The 16349-nt window shown below is 51.3% G+C and carries 13 protein-coding genes; 7 read left to right on the forward strand and 6 right to left on the reverse strand.

All coding sequences use genetic code 11. The annotated features are described in order from the left end of the window. Positions 1–39 precede the first annotated feature (39 nt). Together L855_RS10860 and yidD are read right to left on the reverse strand one after the other, a co-directional pair. On the reverse strand, positions 40–507 hold the full coding sequence (locus L855_RS10860; RefSeq protein WP_159787926.1) for a DUF4079 domain-containing protein: 468 nt from the start codon (positions 505–507) through the stop codon (positions 40–42). 148 nt (positions 508–655) lie between these two features. Further along, the gene (yidD, locus tag L855_RS10865; protein WP_159787928.1) at positions 656–913 is read right to left on the reverse strand and encodes a membrane protein insertion efficiency factor YidD; all 258 of its coding nucleotides are present in this window, start codon (positions 911–913) and stop codon (positions 656–658) included. A 157-nt stretch (positions 914–1070) separates the two neighbouring features. Here yidD and L855_RS10870 point away from each other — a divergent pair, with 157 nt between their 5' ends. Both L855_RS10870 and L855_RS10875 read left to right on the forward strand, forming a co-directional pair. After that, complete coding sequence (locus L855_RS10870; protein WP_159787930.1) at positions 1071–1769, forward strand: diacylglycerol/polyprenol kinase family protein; 699 nt, start codon at positions 1071–1073, stop codon at positions 1767–1769. Positions 1770–1855: 86 nt separating this feature from the next. Then, the gene (locus L855_RS10875) at positions 1856–2503 is read left to right on the forward strand and encodes an esterase/lipase family protein (protein ID WP_159787932.1); all 648 of its coding nucleotides are present in this window, start codon (positions 1856–1858) and stop codon (positions 2501–2503) included. A 5-nt stretch (positions 2504–2508) separates the two neighbouring features. On the opposite strand, the gene L855_RS10880 is transcribed toward L855_RS10875, so the two are convergent. Then, positions 2509–4158 carry a phospholipase D-like domain-containing protein gene (locus L855_RS10880; protein ID WP_159787934.1) on the reverse strand — a complete coding sequence of 550 codons (1650 nt, stop codon included), beginning with the start codon at positions 4156–4158 and terminating at the stop codon, positions 2509–2511. 178 nt (positions 4159–4336) lie between these two features. Here L855_RS10880 and L855_RS10885 point away from each other — a divergent pair, with 178 nt between their 5' ends. The 5 genes from L855_RS10885 to L855_RS10905 all read left to right on the forward strand — a co-directional run bounded on the left by L855_RS10885 (position 4337) and on the right by L855_RS10905 (position 11904). Further along, complete coding sequence (locus tag L855_RS10885; RefSeq protein WP_159791073.1) at positions 4337–5596, forward strand: RNA-guided endonuclease InsQ/TnpB family protein; 1260 nt, start codon at positions 4337–4339, stop codon at positions 5594–5596. 70 nt (positions 5597–5666) lie between these two features. Further along, entirely contained in the window at positions 5667–6362 is a 696-nt protein-coding gene (locus L855_RS10890; protein WP_159787936.1) for a Uma2 family endonuclease, read from the forward strand. 26 nt (positions 6363–6388) lie between these two features. Further along, complete coding sequence (locus L855_RS10895; protein ID WP_159787938.1) at positions 6389–8197, forward strand: ABC transporter ATP-binding protein; 1809 nt, start codon at positions 6389–6391, stop codon at positions 8195–8197. A gap of 69 nt (positions 8198–8266) precedes the next feature. After that, a complete protein-coding gene (locus tag L855_RS10900; RefSeq protein WP_159787940.1) occupies positions 8267–9007 on the forward strand; it encodes a Uma2 family endonuclease in 741 nt (246 codons plus the stop codon). Positions 9008–9081: 74 nt separating this feature from the next. After that, on the forward strand, positions 9082–11904 hold the full coding sequence (locus tag L855_RS10905) for a CHAT domain-containing tetratricopeptide repeat protein (protein WP_159787942.1): 2823 nt from the start codon (positions 9082–9084) through the stop codon (positions 11902–11904). Here L855_RS10905 and L855_RS10910 read toward each other — a convergent pair. The 3 genes from L855_RS10910 to L855_RS10920 form a co-directional block, all read right to left on the reverse strand. Continuing rightward, positions 11885–12706 (reverse strand): fibronectin type III domain-containing protein, encoded by an 822-nt coding sequence (locus L855_RS10910; RefSeq protein WP_159787944.1) that lies wholly within the window; start codon positions 12704–12706, stop codon positions 11885–11887. The two genes, L855_RS10905 and L855_RS10910, sit on opposite strands and share 20 nt — an antisense overlap. Next, entirely contained in the window at positions 12703–14655 is a 1953-nt protein-coding gene (locus L855_RS10915) for a CHAT domain-containing tetratricopeptide repeat protein (RefSeq protein WP_159787946.1), read from the reverse strand. Before L855_RS10915 ends, L855_RS10910 begins: the two co-directional genes overlap by 4 nt. A 113-nt stretch (positions 14656–14768) precedes the next feature. Beyond that, complete coding sequence (locus L855_RS10920; protein WP_159787948.1) at positions 14769–15410, reverse strand: DUF3386 domain-containing protein; 642 nt, start codon at positions 15408–15410, stop codon at positions 14769–14771. Positions 15411–16349: the final 939 nt, after the last annotated feature.

The following is a 16349-nucleotide window of genomic DNA, read 5'->3' on the forward strand; positions in this document are numbered from 1 at the left end:
CTAGCGAATCGTTTTAGCGAATCGTTTTCTTGAGGCGGGTTAGAAGTCTTCTAAGATCCGTTGCAAAATGTTGATGCCGGTGACAGCTTGCCAGGCAAACAAACCGACCACAGCAACGTTCAGACTAATATGGCTGTAACGGGCCCAGTCCTTGCCTCGTTGCATGAGGGGGGCCAGGGAAGCAGACAGGGCCACCAGTCCCATCATGCTCAAGCCGACTAACAGGTGGGGCCCAACAAACAGTTTACCGTTGTTGATGTAGGTGACGGACATCCCGCCAATGGTGCCGAGAACGACACCAACCAAGAGTAAGGAGCCAATTTTGAAGTGTTTGCTGCGAAAATCTCCTTGCGCTAGCTCTTTTTTCTCTTCGCCGGTCGCAGAGCGCAGTTTACGGACTTTGAGACCCGTGTAAAGGGCGTAAATGGCGATCGCCAACATTCCCCACATCAGTAAGGGGTGAATGAAGTTTAGCCAGGGTTTAATTGACTCAGGAATGAAGTCCATTGGGGTTCTCCTCGGTATTTGACAGTGAAGTGTTCTCTCATGGGGGTTGGGGAAGGCCGCTTGAAATGCTCCCCCAGACCGTCATAAAACTTAGCATAGCAAGTTTGGGGACGAGGCTTTGGGTTTGGAGTCATTCCCGTAGCGGCGGCTAGGAGTCTTCTGAAGGGGTGGCTGAGGGGTCAGGGGGAACGGGATCATAGCCACCGGGATGGAAGGGGTGACAGCGTAAAATCCGACGCAGGGCCAAGACTCCCCCTCGCCAGGGGCCAAAGCGTTCGATCGCCTCGACGGCGTAAGTGGAACAGGTAGGCTGAAAGCGACAGGAGGGCAACGTCCAGGGAGAAATCAGGAGACGATAGGCTCGAATTAGGGTTAAAACGGTCCGTTTGGCGATCGCACTCAGCATCAGGGAAACTCTGGTAGATTTGACAGGAATAGTTGTAGGGTGGGAGGCGATCGCCCGTGGCTCGATTCGAGAGGGCGATCGACAATCCTTGATAGGATGAAGGGAATTTCGACGTTTTTTTGCAATCCTGTCCTCCCAACCCCTTGTCCCAAATGCCATGTTAGAGTTCGGTCTTGCACCCACTACCACACCGCTGTGGTTCTCTAGTGGCTTGGTTGTGGCCTGGTTAGGAGTCGTTCTCGCCACCGCCGAAGCTCTCTATCGCTATCGTCATCTTAACCCGGAGTTTAGCCGCAAAATTGTCCATATTGGCACCGGGAACGTCATCCTCATTGCCTGGGGATTCGGGGTTCCCGCTTGGATTGGGATTGCAGCGGCCATCCTGGCGGGGTTGGCGGCCCTACTGTCTTACTGGCTTCCCCTGCTTCCAGGCGTTAACAGTATTGGCCGTCAAAGTCTAGGAACCTTCTTTTACGCCGTGAGTATTGGGGTTCTGATTGCGGCCTTCTGGGAGTCCACCCCCTACTATACTGCCTTGGGGATTCTGATTATGACCTGGGGCGATGGCTGTGCGGCGTTGGTGGGGATGCGGTTTGGCAAACATCCCTATCGTGTCTTGGGGATGAATAAAAGCCTGGAGGGAACTGCGGCCATGTTTAGCATTAGTTATCTCATTAGCCAGTTTGTCTTACTGGCCTCGGGTTCACCCTGGACCGAGCTTATTTTAGTATCTTTATTAGTAGCTGCCACGGCCACTCTCTTGGAATCGTTCTCAACCCTCGGGTTGGATAATTTGACGGTTCCTGTAGGGAGTGCGGGGTTAGCGTTTTATGTGCAGTCGTTTTTGTTGTCTTGATGTTATCTTTATCCTCACAAATAATACCTCCTATGATTGAGGAGTAAGGATAATATTCTCCATTGCCATCACTTCAAACTAAAGCTATGTCTGTATCACCTGTTCAACCGTCTTCTGTACCCTCTTCCGCGAAAATTGTTGTGTTGGTTCACGGCATTTTTCGCCAATCCAAAGTCTTCTATAAAATGAAAAAAAGCCTAGAGAATAAAGGCTACATCGTCTATAGCCCAGATTTGTTTCATCGTTGGGGTGCGTTGGGACTCGCTGACCTGGCACAACAACTGGAGAAATTCATTGAGCAGAATATCCCATCAGAGACGGAGTTTGACTTAGTGGGATTGAGTATGGGGGGAATTGTCAGCCGTTATTACTTACAACGGCTCAATGGTGCTCAACGGGTGCGGCGTTTTATTACGATCGCCTCCCCCCATTTAGGAACTTGGCTGGCCTATGGCTTTCCTCGACGCACAGGGTTAGAAATGCGTCCTGGGAGTCGGTTACTGAAGGATTTAAATCAAGACTTAGAACACCTCGATCTGGATATCACCAGCATCTGGACTCTTTGGGATTTCATTATTGTTCCTTCGCAACATTGCTGTTTACCCGTGGGCGAGGTGATTCAGGTTCCGGTGCTGTTGCATGGCATGATGGCCTGGAGTGATCGCACCATTGAAGTGGTTCAAAAACGGTTGCAAGAACCGGTTTCTTCGCCCAAAACGACGAGGGTTAGCTGAAGGCGTTAGTTACTCGGAGACTCAGATACATGAGCGCGATCGCCCCAACCTTGGAGAGTTTGTGCGCCAATTCCTTGAACATCTAACACCTGCTCTAGGCGGGTAAAGGGACGCGCCTCGATAATCCGTTGTCCTAACACCTCACCAATTCTAGGAAGGGTGGTCAACTCCTCCAAACTGGCGGTATTCAAATCGACCACCTCAGGAATCTCACTACTGCGGTGAACGATGACCGGACAGTCCGCTTCTCGTTCACGAATGCGCTGGGCAATATGGGAGGGAAGCCCTAAGTCTGCGGTTCGATAAAGACGGTCAAATTCCTGGCGAAAATGAGCCGCCACGGTCTGATTTTGAATCATTAACACTGCCTCATCATTGCTGACGTTGGCAGCATTTGACCAGTTGTGAGAGCCGGTAATGACCAAGGAATCATCAATGAGGGCAAACTTATGATGTAAGATATCGCCTGGGGGAAGTCGAGCCACACCAACGCTAGAAATGGGTGGGTCCCAGGGTTGATTATCCACCTCATAGCGACATTGCTCATCGGCGAGAGCCACTCCTAACATATCCAGGCCTTCGGAGTAGTGACGAAAGGCAAAGCCTCGGTCAATTAAGGCCCGGACTTCAACACCGGCGTGGTGGCGTTCAATGAGTTGATTGGTGATCTCTTGAGCGGAGAAAACAAAGAGGGCTAAATCAACCTGATGTTGAGCCGTGTTGAGAGCGGCGGCGATTTCCCCGTTGGTACTCTGTTCCCAGGGAAGGGTGGTTGAGGTGGGGGAAAATTTCACCGAAACGAGGGTATCGCCGACGGTGAAACTGCGGAGTGGACGATGGGGTTTTCGTAAGCCAAAGCGACTCTGAAGGGTTCCCTCGGGGCCGCCTCCCCACATAAACTCAAATTCTTCGCGAAATACACTTACCAATTGGGGATTGTCTAGACGCAGTAGATGATTGGGATTTCCCCGACTGGCGGGTTCTCCCATATCGCCATGGATTTCTGAGAGGGTGAAGTTAGCCGAACCCGTGATGAGGATGTTGTTATCAATGAGGACAAATTTATGGTGCATGAGACCGCTGCCCTGGGAGCCGTCGGCGGTATCATCGATGGTGGGGACTTGGGCGTTGCGTAGGACAACGAGTGCGTCATTTTCGGCGATTTCCTCGGGACTCATCACGCCGTCGTTGTTGCTATCAATCAAGTGTTTGGCTTCCTCGTAGCGGGAGCGTTGGCGATCGTCGAATTGGCGAATTTCTTCGGGGCTATAGTCGCTCCAGGGGCGATTATAGTCATGTTCTAGGATCAGGCGGACGGGGATTCCGGCTTGATGTTGGCGGGCGATCGCCCGAGCGAGTTTGGGAAGTCGCAGTTCTTGAATGGCGATATCGACGCGTTCTTGGGCGTTTTCGATGTTCTCGATGAGGAGTTGTTCGAGGTTATCGCCGTCGCGGGAGATGTTGCGATAGGGATCGCTGTAGTGGTGAGCGGGGTTTTGGTTGAAGTACGCTTCAATCTGTGGGTGTTGGGGAAGTGGGGGTGGCCGGTTTATCTGGCCCTGTTGTAGGGTCCAGGGGGAGCGACAGCCGAGGCTTAGGCTGAGGATCAACCCTAGACTGGCTAAGAGTAGGAAGGAACGACGCACCACAACCATAACGGTTACTGTTGATAGAACCTATGATACAAGTATCTCGGGACTTGTGGGTTGAGAAACCCCCTTATTTCCAATGTTATCGAAATTTTGGGTCTAAAACCCCGTCCTTCTAGGATAGCTTTTGACAATCCTGCTTTTTTGTGCCAAGATTGTCCGCACAACCGATGCCAACGGTGCGATGCTTGTTCTTGAGTTCAAAATCAAAGGGAAGCCCCATCAATACGCTGCAATTGACGAAGCGATCCGAACCGCACAGTTCGTTCGTAACAAGGCACTGCGCTATTGGATGGATACCCCTGGGGTCAACAAATACGACCTCAATAAGTACTGTCGGGTACTCGCCCGAGAGTATGATTTTGCTAGAGAACTCAACAGCACGGCTCGTCAAGCCTCAGCCGAACGTGCTTGGTCGGCAATTTCTCGATTTTTCGAGAACTGTCGCCAGTCTGTTCCCGGCAAGAAGCGGTGCGACCCCGCGCCGTCGTACGGCGCCAGGGAACGCGCACCAAGAGAAGGATATCCCAGGTTCAAGAAAAACGGTCGTTCTGTCGAGTACAAAACTTCCGGTTGGAAGTTACTCGACCCCAAACACATTGTCTTTACCGACAAGAAGAATGTCGGGCGACTGAAGCTAGTTGGAACCTGGGATTTGGCATTTTACGGTATCGAACAAATCAAACGGGTTCGACTGGTTCGCAGAGCCGATGGCTATTACGCTCAGTTCTGCGTCAAAGTAGAGGTTCGAGAAGAACTCAAACCGTCAGGAAATACTGTGGGGTTGGATGTCGGACTCCTTGAGTTCTACACCGATTCCAACGGGGAGTGCGAACCGAACCCGAGGTTTTACCGAAACGCCGAGAAAAAGCTCAAACGCGCTCACCGAAGGGTGAGCAAAAAACAGAAAGGCTCTGCCAACCGAAAAAAAGCCGTCAATCGACTCGGACGAGTACACCTCAAAATAAGTCGGCAACGTGATGAACACGCCAAGAGACTGGCGCGTTGCGTAATCCAATCTAACGATCTGGTGGCCTACGAAAATTTGAGGATACAGAATCTGGTGAGAAACCACTGTCTCGCCAAGTCGATTCACGATGCTGGTTGGTATCAATTTAGGAAATGGTTAGAGCATTTTGGGGTAAAATTCGGCAGGATAACTGTAGCGGTGAACCCTGCCTATACCTCTCAAAAATGCTCGAGTTGCGGCACGGTGGTCAAGAAAAGTCTCTCGACTCGAACTCACGTTTGTCAGTGTGGGTGCGAGTTGGATAGAGACCACAACGCAGCCGTCAACATTCTGAATGCTGCCTTAAGTACGGTAGGGCATACCGGAACTTGGGTCTTAGACCCAAACGCTTCTGGAGATTTGACCGCTACTTTGGCTGGTGCAAACCTGTCAGGGCAAGTCGGATCGTTGAAGGAAGAATCCCCACGCCTTTAGGCTGGGGAGTGTCAACCTTGAACCAAGGTGTCTCATCACAGAGCCTCATCTCATAGGATGACCCAGTGCCATGACCATTGCCCAAGACAAGACCCGCGTTATTTACCCCGACTGTGACGGAAATCCCATGTCCGACAATACCAAGCAGTTTCGTTGGATTGTCGTCATCAAGGAAAATTTGGAAATTCTCTTTGCTGACAACCCTGATGTCTTTATAGCTGGGGATCTCCTCTGGTATCCCCAGGAAGGGAACAACCGGATACGCCAAGCACCTGATGTGGTGGTGGCCTTTGGACGACCGAAGGGCGATCGCGGGTCCTATCGACAATGGGAGGAAAACGATATCTCGCCGCAAGTGGTCTTTGAAATCCTCTCCCCCAGAAATCGCCTCAAGGAGATGGCCAAAAAACTTAAGTTCTATGACCAGTACGGCGTCGAGGAGTATTACATCTTTGACCCCGATCGCCTCGACTTCCACGGCTGGCTACGGAATCCTGATGGAACCCTCGGCGTGATTGAACAGCCCGAAAATTGGCAAAGTCCCCGTTTGGGAATCCGCTTTGAACTCCAGGATGAGCAGTTCACGATCTATCATCCCAATGGCGATCGGTTTCTCACCCCGACAGAATTAGCGAAACAGTCTGAAAGCCAGCGTCAAGAAGCTGAAAGCCAGCGTCAACGAGCGGAGGCGGCGGAGGAACGAGTCCGGGAATTGGAGGCTCGTTTGCGCGAATTGGGTGGCGATCGCGATAATGAAGAAACGTAAACATCCCGTGACCCTATAACGCTCCCATGACCGCAACCCCCATCGATCGCCCCAACCCTAGACCCAAAACGAGTGACTGGCGGCTGTTTCTGCGCCTGACTCCCTACGCCAAACGCAATCAAAAACTCCTCTGGATTGTCCTGGCCCTCTTACCTCCCCTGGCCTTAGCCGGTTCCGTCCAGCCGGTTCTGGTGGGACAAACGATCTCCTTCATTCGCCAGGAACCTACCTATTTCTTCCTGGAGGGACTGACCCTCTCCCAAGGAATCACCCTCTTAGTCACGTTACTGCTCTTCAGCATGGTGGTTCGAGCCATCCTGGATGGGATTCAAGGCTTTCTGGTGCAAAAAGTGGGTCAGCGGATGACCATGCAGATTCGCAATGACCTGTTTGAACGGGTGACCTCCCTCTCGTCAAGTTTCTTCGATCGCACTCCCGTCGGACGACTCATCACGCGCCTCACCAGTGACGTGGATGCTTTAGGGGATGTCTTCTCCACCGGGGCCATCGGGATTGTCAGTGACTTAGCCACCATCCTCGTTCTCATCCTGGTCATGTTCACTGTTCAGTGGGAACTGGCCCTGATGCTGCTGTTGATGCTTATCCCCACAGCGGCGATCGTGATTTACTTCCAACAAGAGTTCCGCAAAGCTAACTATCGCGCTCGTGAGGAACTCTCCCGGCTCAATTCCAACTTCCAAGAAAACATCGTCGGCATCAATATCGTGCAATTGTTTCGCCGGGAACGCTACAACGCCGAAGCCTTCCGCAGCATTAACCAGGACTATATCTCCGCCGTCGATCGCACCATCTTTCATGATTCCGCTGTCTCGGCGACCCTGGAATGGGTGTCTCTGATTGCGATCGCCGGTGTACTTTGGCTCGGAGGATTGCGGGTGATTGAAGGGGAGATGAACTTCGGACTCTTGGCTTCGTTTATCTTATTTGCGCAACGTCTCTTTGACCCCTTACGCCAATTTGCCGATAAATTCACTTCCTTACAATCGGGGTTTACCGCCGTTGAACGGATTAGTGACCTCCTCGATGAACCCATTGATATTCAAGATCCAGCTGGGATTGACACGCGCTCCATTGAACCGGGCCATAGTGGCGAAATCCGCTTCGAGAATGTCAGCTTCGGCTACAAACCCGATGAATATGTTTTGCATAATCTCAACTTCACCATTCATCGCGGCGAAAAAGTGGCAATTGTTGGCCCCACGGGAGCTGGGAAAAGCTCCATGATTCGTCTCCTCTGTCGTCTCTACGAACCCCAACAGGGTCGCATCCTCATCGATGGAATTGATGTGCGAGATTTACGTCAGGCGGAACTGCGTCAACATGTGGGGGTGATTCTCCAAGATGGTTTTGTTTTCGCCGGGGATGTGAAAAGCAATATCGCGTTAGGAGAACATTACGACTTTGAGACGATTCAAGCCGCCGCCGAACAAACCAATGTTTCTCAGTTTATTGAACAACTCCCCGAAGGCTATAACACCCAACTGCGGGAGCGGGGAACCAACCTCTCAGGGGGAGAAAAACAGTTATTGGCCTTCGCACGGGTGGCGGTGCGTGACCCGAAAATTATGGTCTTGGATGAAGCAACCGCCAATTTAGATGTGAAAACCGAAGCCTGGATTCAGGAGGCGTTGGATCGACTTTTGGAAAGACGGACGGCGATTATCATCGCTCACCGTCTCTCAACGATTCGTAATGTCGATCGCATCCTGGTCTTGAAACGGGGCGAATTGGTAGAATCAGGGAGTCATGAGGAACTGTTGCAGCAAAATGGACTCTACGCGGGTCTCTATAAGTTGCAATTGTTGGAGAGTTGACCCTCAGACCCAACTCCCTAAAGACGGACGGGTTTGTTGCTCGCAAATCACCACTTGAGAGTCAAAACCATGGTAACTACACCTCAGCCAAAAACAGTCATTTACCCCGATTGTGACGGAAATCCTATGTCGGATAATACGCGCCAGTTTCGTTGGATCGTGGTCATTAAGGAGAATTTGGAGATTCTCTTTGATGACAACCCCGATGTCTTCGTGGCTGGTGACTTACTCTGGTATCCCGAGGAAGGCAATAATAAACTCCGTCAAGCTCCCGATGTGATGGTGGCGATTGGACGGCCGAAGGGCGATCGCGGCTCTTATAGGCAATGGGAAGAAGGCGGTATTGCTCCCCAGGTGGTATTTGAGGTGCTATCTCCGGGAAATCGCCTCAAGGAAATGGCTAAGAAACAACAGTTTTACGATCGCTATGGGGTAGAGGAGTATTATATCTTTGACCCCGATCGCCTCGATTTTAATGGCTGGCGACGGAATGAGGCGGGAATCCTGGAGGTGATTGAGCATCCAGAAGATTGGACAAGTCCCCGACTCGGGATTCGCTTTGAACTTCGCTCAGACCAGTTCACCATTTATCGTCCTGATGGTCAGCGGTTTTTAACGCCAACGGAGTTAGCTAAACAGGCTGAACAGCAACGTCAGGAAGCGCAACAGCAACGTCAGGAAGCCGAACAGCAACGTCAGGAAGCGCAACAGCAACGTCAGGAAGCGCAACAGCAACGTCAGCGGGCCGAGTCCGCTGAAGCTCGGCTTCGGGAACTCGAAGCGCGTTTACGGGACCTTGAGGGCGATTGAGGAACGCCCTTGACTCGGGTAAGATCATCGAGATTTGTCCTCTGTAAGGGCTTCGTCGGGAATGCGTCTCTACTATGTCCATCGCCTCCTCGATTTTGAGCCGTCTTCGTTTGAGGAGACGGCCCGCACGAGTTCGCCGCCGTTTGAGATGGCTGGGACTAACTCTGCTACTGGTGCTGCTTCTGGGGAGGGTAGGATTGGGAACCCCCCAGCCTCACTCCCCGCAAATGGTCTTTGAACAGTGGCGATCGCACTATCAAAATCAAGCCTATGACGCTGCCTTAGAGAGCTTAACCCCCCTTTTGGACTCCGAAAACATTTCTGCGGCTAACCGCGCTCTGGCGTACAATTATCAGGCACTGACGCAACAAAAACAGGGGGACTGGCAACAGGCACGCGCAGCCATTGAACGGAGTTGGCAACTCCTAGACCCTCAGCAGGACAGCACGTCCCTCAATCCCCCTCAACAACGCATCCTGGCGGCGGTTCTCACTACCCGAGGTCAGATTCAGTTGGCCCTGGGACAGCCGAACTTGGCCTATGAGAGTTGGCGACAGGCCACGGCCTATTATCGTCAGTTAGGCCATGAGGAGGGGGTGACGGGGGGACTGTTGAACCAGGCTCAAGCCTTGCAGGAGTTGGGATTTACGGTTCGAGCCTGTGATACGTTACTCTCCCTATTGGGGCGATCGCGAAGCGTGCGGGAACCGCAATCGCCCATCTCCTCCTGTCAACGTTTACAGGGTCAATCCCCGGTCCAAATTCAGGATTGGCTCGCTCAGATGACCCTAGAGACGCCGCCACACCTACAAACTCCTGTTTTACAAAGTTTGGGGACGGTGTTGCAGGCCCTGGGGGACTTAGACGCCGCCGAGGGAGTTCTACGTCAAGCGGAGGATCGCTTGCTGGCTCAGGCGGAGGGGGTCGGCCCCAGTTTAGCTCTGGATTTGGGCAATCTCTATGGGGCTAGAGCCAGACGCTATCAGCAATTGGGGATGTTTCAAACCCCGTTCCGGGAGGCTCGGACTCGGAGTTTAGGGTATTATCGTCGCACCTCGGGACAAACTCCGGAACAACGACTGCGATCGCAACTGAATGAACTTCTCTTATGGGTGGATTTGGATCTCAGGGGGGATAATCCCAATCCTGATCCCCAGGCCCTGGAAACGGTGCAAACCCTCCTGGCTACGATTCCCCCACAACTAGAGCAACTTCCCCTCAGTCGCCAACGGGTGTATCACCGAGTCAGTCTCGCCTGTGTCTTGTTGGCTTGCGATCGCCCCCAAGACTCCCCTCATCTCCCCGATTGGGGGATTCCTCTTCAAACGGTGGAAGGACTATTACAGCAGGCCGGGGAGGAGGCAGAACAGCTCGGAGATAACCGGGCCGCCTCGTATGTTTGGGGGGCCTGGGGTCGGTTGGCTCAGGTGCAGGGAAGACTCTCTCAGGCTCAAGAGTACAGTGAGAGGGCGATCGCCCAAGCGGAGTCGTTGGGGGCTGATGAGTTACTCTATCGCTGGTATTGGCAACTTGCTCGCCTGCAAACGGCCCAAGGGTTAGAGTCCCTCGCTGCCTATGACGGAGCCTTTGAGAGTCTGAAGCGGTTAGAGGCCAAGGTGATGACCGACGATGGGACTTGGCGTTTTTCCGGGCGATATCAGGTGGCCCCACTCTATCAAGAGTATGCGCAACGGCTGTTTGCGATCGACTCGATGACCCAAGGGGATTTAGAAAAAGCCATTGAGGTAATGGATGCGTTGCAAGTGGCGGAAATCAATGACTTTTTTGGCTTGGCTTGTCTGGAGGTGCGATCGCGGGATTTACGGGATTATCCCGATACCGCTGTCATCCATATTTTTACCTTCCCAGAACGCTTTGAACTCATCCTGGAAGAGAGCGATGGAACCCTAAACCGTCAGCGAGTGGAGTTCCCGGAAGACATTGGGACATTTTTAGATTCTCTTCAGTTGAGTCTCCAGACCAACTTCGACTATCAGGAGTCTTTAACTCGCCTCTATCGCGCTTTAATCACTCCAATTGAAGCAGATTTAGAGGCTCTACAGCCCCAGCAACTGGTGTTTGTCCTCTATGGCAAAATCCGCCAGATTCCTATGGCGGCGCTTTATGATAGCCAACAGTATCTGATTGAGTCCTATCCCATTGCGATCGCCCCCAGCCTCGAACTCCTTGAACCTCGTGGCTTAGAGGTTCCCCAACTGCGGGCGATCGCCGCCGGCCGCCAAAACTTTGAGACTCTGGGCGATTCCCTTGACGAGATGTCCTCCTCCTTGTCTTGGCTTCCTCTGGATGAAGTGAGTCATCTCAATCTCCATTTTGTGGAACAAGAACTGCGGGGAATTGGCGAGTTAATCCCCAGTAAACTCTTATTTGACCAAGATTTTACGATTGAAGCCCTAGAGCAAGAGATTCGCTCGTTGAACTATCCCCTGGTTCATATTGCGAGTCATGGACGCTTTAGTAACTTTGCCGAAGATACCTTCATTTTAGCCGATCGCCCTCTGGGAATTCGTCAACTGGCGGATATCCTCAATGTCCAGGATCGAACCCGACACAATGACATTGACTTATTAGTCTTAAGTGCTTGCGAGACGGCCCGAGAGAGCGATCGCGCTCTATTAGGGATGGCGGGAATGGCAGCTCGGGCGGGGGTTCGCACGATTATTGGCAGTTTTTGGGCGGTCGATGACCAGTCCACGGCCTTAATGATGCAACGGTTTTATCAAGGCTTAAAAGAGGCGCAAAATGACCGTCTCGATATTAACAAAGCAGAGGCCTTGCGTCAGGCTCAAATTGCCATGATCCGTGGTGAGTTCGGCCAGGTTTACAGTCATCCCTATTTCTGGGCCCCCTTTGTCCTCATTGGTCATTGGAAGTGAGGGTCAATTCCCCATTATCCCATCCTGACTCACAGGTTACTCCGAGATCTTCAGCCGCTTCCTGCAAGGGTTGGTAGACATTGAGACGGCTTAATTCGGGGTAGTGCTGTTGATAGAGGACAGCCAGACGACAATAGAGTTGGGGTTCATCGGGAGTGGTGGCGATCGCCTCCGAGAGAAGATCAATACTATTGGCAAAGGCTTGCACCTGATCATACAGCTCTACCTTCGCCAATATCGTCTCTAGCCAGCCTAAGTTGGCCGCCTCAACCGCACGCAGACGCTCATCCAACGCCTCCTGTTGGGCCTGACTCATCACCACAAACTGAGATTCTCCCACCGCTTCCCCATTATGAGCGTCCACCGTCACCACCACCCGAGTTCCCGGTTGCAACAACTCCCCCTGATAGGTGAAGCCAGGTTCAGAAACCCGAGTTTGCCACCCCTCTCCATCATGACGGCGGCGTAGAATCAGCGTATATTGCTCAACATCCTCCGGTTCATACCAGCGTAACTCCAGGCGATCGCCCGCCACTTGGGTTTGTCGAGGGGTAATCAGATGGGGAACATTGCGGTTAATGAGCGGCCGGGGACAGCCACCGGGATCACAAGGGGGAGTCCGTTGTTGGGGTTCCTCCTCCAACTCTCGGGATTCCGCAACGAACAGCGGCGATATCTCTCTGACGGCGGTTTCCGCTGTACCCGGGACCGGATGAGGGGCCAGACTGGCGATCCCCCCTAGGGTTAAATAGAGACTTAAATAGATTCCCCCCCGGATGAACCTTTGATGTTTCCGACTCATTCTCGCTCCACTCCTCGCATTGTTAAGAGACGTTGAACCTGGGTTTTCCAGCGGATTTCTTCCGGTAAGTTGTTGCGGATGTTATCCACACAAGTCCAGCCATGATCGGTAAACTTTGAGGTTTCCAAATCTGGAGATTTTACCATGAGTTTTGCCATCAGGCAATGGGCGGCCCCTTCCTGGGGTTTTAACTCAATTGCTTCTTGTAAATAGCTCTGGGCTAATGGGAATAATTCTTGTTCTAAGGCTACCCAGCCTCGATTTTTAAGAATGGCATATTCTGTCCAAGGTTGATTCCGTTTGAGAAGTCGCTGACATTGCATTAGATAGTTGCTCGCAGCTTCAAATTCATTTTGCAAAATATACAAGCGACCGAGATTATTGCAGCCTACAGCATTGTGTAGAAAAAACGATTCTTTATAGTGTTCTTTGGCTCGCTCATTCTGACTCATATCTTGGTATAGATTACCTAAATCTACATGAGCGCCCGAGTGATCTGGATCGAGATATAAGGCTAAGCGAAACCAGCGTTTGGCGGCAACCCAGGGACGCTCAACACCTGAGGGAGTTTCGATTTCTGCTTGCCCTTTTTGATGAAAATAATTTGCTAAACTCGGTCGGAGCCAAACTTGTCCGACAATAACACCGAGGAGCATTACGGAAAAGCGAACACGATGTTGAGAAAATTGGACGGTTAGCCAACTCAGAAGAGGGCGAAAAGAAGGCAGTGAGATGGGCAAAGGCTCAGTTTTTTGGCTTCTCAACTGTCGAGTTTTGGGGCTTAATGTTGGCTCAATAAATCCCTGCCAGGTGGGTGATAAATTGGGGCAGTTTTGATAAATCATCGGCAACCAACTGGCACAAGGAAATCGCCCTTCTAAGCCTTGTAATTGCTCCCGAGCTTGCCGTACGGACTCACGAAATGATTGTCCTTGGGAGAATTGAGCGAGGAAGGATTTGAGAAAGGCTTGAGCCACCTGATCGGGGACTAATTCTCGCATAATGATGGCGATGGGAATTTGCCAATCTTCAATTTTGTGAACTAATCCCAAACCATCACAGGAGTTGAAAATGGCGAGGGTTAAACCCCGTTTGACGGCTTCTTGGAATCCATAGCTGAGGTCAGAAATTTCCAGTCCCTCTTGGGGATTAATATAAATTTTTCCGGTTTCATTTTGGGTTTCACTGTGACCGGCAAAAAATATAATATTCCAGGAGTCTTGCCAGAGTTTGCAGTTGATGTCGTGACGTGAGGGTTCAACCAGAAACTCGACCTCGGCTTGGGGGAGGGTTTCTAAAAATTGGCGATCGCACTGGGTGTTAATTCCCTGAGCGTGACCTAAAACAGCAAGAATTTTGACCGTTGAGTTGGGAGACCGTTGGGGGACATAGGGGGAGGAGGCAACGAACGAACCGAAGGAGACTTCTGTTTTTTGGTAACTCTGAGAAAAACTCCATAAATGCCAAGGGAGTTTCTTAATTTCGGGGCGATCGCAACGAATCAGTAGCTCAATTTCTTCGGTTTTACTCAGTTCTTCCCGTAAACACAAATCGAGGCGATGAAACTCGGGAGACTGAAGCCACTGACGAAACAGATGCGCCACTTGTCGAGCCGATTGTTGACAGGCGACGAAGCGGCCTTCGTGGTGACTCGCGAAACTGCCTTTCGGCTTAATACGATAGTTGCCGAGGAATTGGGGGTCAGAACTGGCTGTAGAAGGGGGGTCTGGGGAGGAGAAGTTGCGGATATAGGGAGCGCCAATGGCGGGATAGTGTTGTTGCCAATGGTGCTGTAGCTGTTGCGCCAGGGGAGGATTAGCGGGAAGATAGCCTATCCTTTCAACCTGAGGTAATTGGTCATCGACACCAATTTCCAGGAAGACTTTAAACCCATGATGCTCCAAATCTCCATCTAGTTTGAGGACAACGCGATTGTTTGGAGTTGTCATGGCAATCACCAAGGCACAAACCCCTCTATTTTAAACGACCGCCGGGGTCACTGAGGGAAAGTTTTTCAGCTTCCCCCCAGGGGCGATCGCCCAGATGCGCGCTAGGGGCCAGATTAGGCGTTCAACAATTGGATATTGCTGAATGTAAAGACTTCCGGTGTCTCACTATCAGCACTATGGATGGTGCGTTTGCTGAGAATCCAGTAATCGCCGACTTGGGTGTATTCATCCTCAAAGTCACTTTTCGTGCCTTTCTGTTCCCCGGTTTTGGGATCGTGATAGACGGAATCGTAGCGATGGGAGAGATAGCCTTCGCCAGTGTCGTGGCTGCTTTGGGTGTGGATGGTAACGACAACGCCATGAATATGGCGGTGAACCATGCAAACTTCGTTATCTCGGAGTTGGTAGCGATCGCCCTCGCCTTTTCCACCAATGTTAATCCCCACGGCCCCGGTGTCGTCCGTCTCACCGTAGCTGAAAGTGTTATCACCATGAACCGACTCAAACTCGCGACGCACGCGGTGGATGGCGGTTTCCCAGAGTTGGCCATGAATGGCTTTTTGGACGGTGTCATCCTCGACATCGTGAACTTCAGCTTTCATGTCGGCGCCGACTTTGGCTTTCCCGGTGACGACGGTATCGCCCTTTTCATAGGTGACATCTGCCGTGTAGCCGGGGAAGTTGGCATCCCAGGTATAGCGATTTTCGTAGGCGTTGCGGAAGAGTTCCCGAGCAGAAACTTGGGTAGCTGTCATAGTTGATTGCGTTTGATGATGAATCGTCTTCTTTCCAGGATAGGTGGTTTGGGTGCTTGACTCCAAGGGAGGGTTTCCCGAGGGTTGGCGGTTCGGTTGTTCGGCGTTGGCGGGTTGGAGAGGCTGGGTTGGGCTGATCAACCTGCCTCTTTTCATTCATGCTTACAGTTTCACTGGCTTCTTTCGTCTGGTTTTTGGACTTGACACTTTGTTAGACTCGCTGCCTTTTTAATGAATTTTTCGTCAAACCTGTAGAACGTTTCACAATTTCGATTTTGTGCTAAATGAAAAGTATCAGCAAAATCCAAACCGCTTTCATGCCATACCAAAGCTTGATGAACTGACATCGGATTTGCTATGTAAACATTTTGTAGCCCCAAAAGGTTTCGTAAGCCTGAACAAACCTGGACAGGCTCAAACCGATACGCAAACCTCAAAACCTATTCTGTTTCTAGTATTACAGTATCTGAGATAAAAATTTCAGAATCCTTGAAAACCTCCAAAGTTTTTCTATAGCAATCGAAGATTGCCTTAGGACACTCAGCAAGGATACTCTGAGTTGGAAGAGAATCTCCGACCTCTTGCCTCTTGCCTCTTGCCCGTTGCCTTCTCTTCCCTACTGCCTACTGCCTCTTGCCCGTTGCCTTCTTCTCCCCCATTTTTTGTCCTATTCAGACCAATTTTTGCTATATACTGACTTTCATCGTCTTGAGTCAAAAAACGAACCGCGATGTTTGTATCAATCGCAATCATGCCATGGCTCCTGGATTCCTCTGCTAATTGCGGTTTCCATATCCTCCAGGGATTTTGGAGGCCCTTGATAGTTTAAACACCCGGCTACTTCATCTAACGTTGTGGGAGGGAAAGGACGCTTGGGTTGAATTAGAATCCCTTACCCAGTATCAGTTAAGATTATTTCTGTTTCTTCATCCAAGCCAT

The sequence above is a fragment of the Sodalinema gerasimenkoae IPPAS B-353 genome, from assembly GCF_009846485.1.
GTDB classification, from domain to species: domain Bacteria; phylum Cyanobacteriota; class Cyanobacteriia; order Cyanobacteriales; family Geitlerinemataceae; genus Sodalinema; species Sodalinema gerasimenkoae.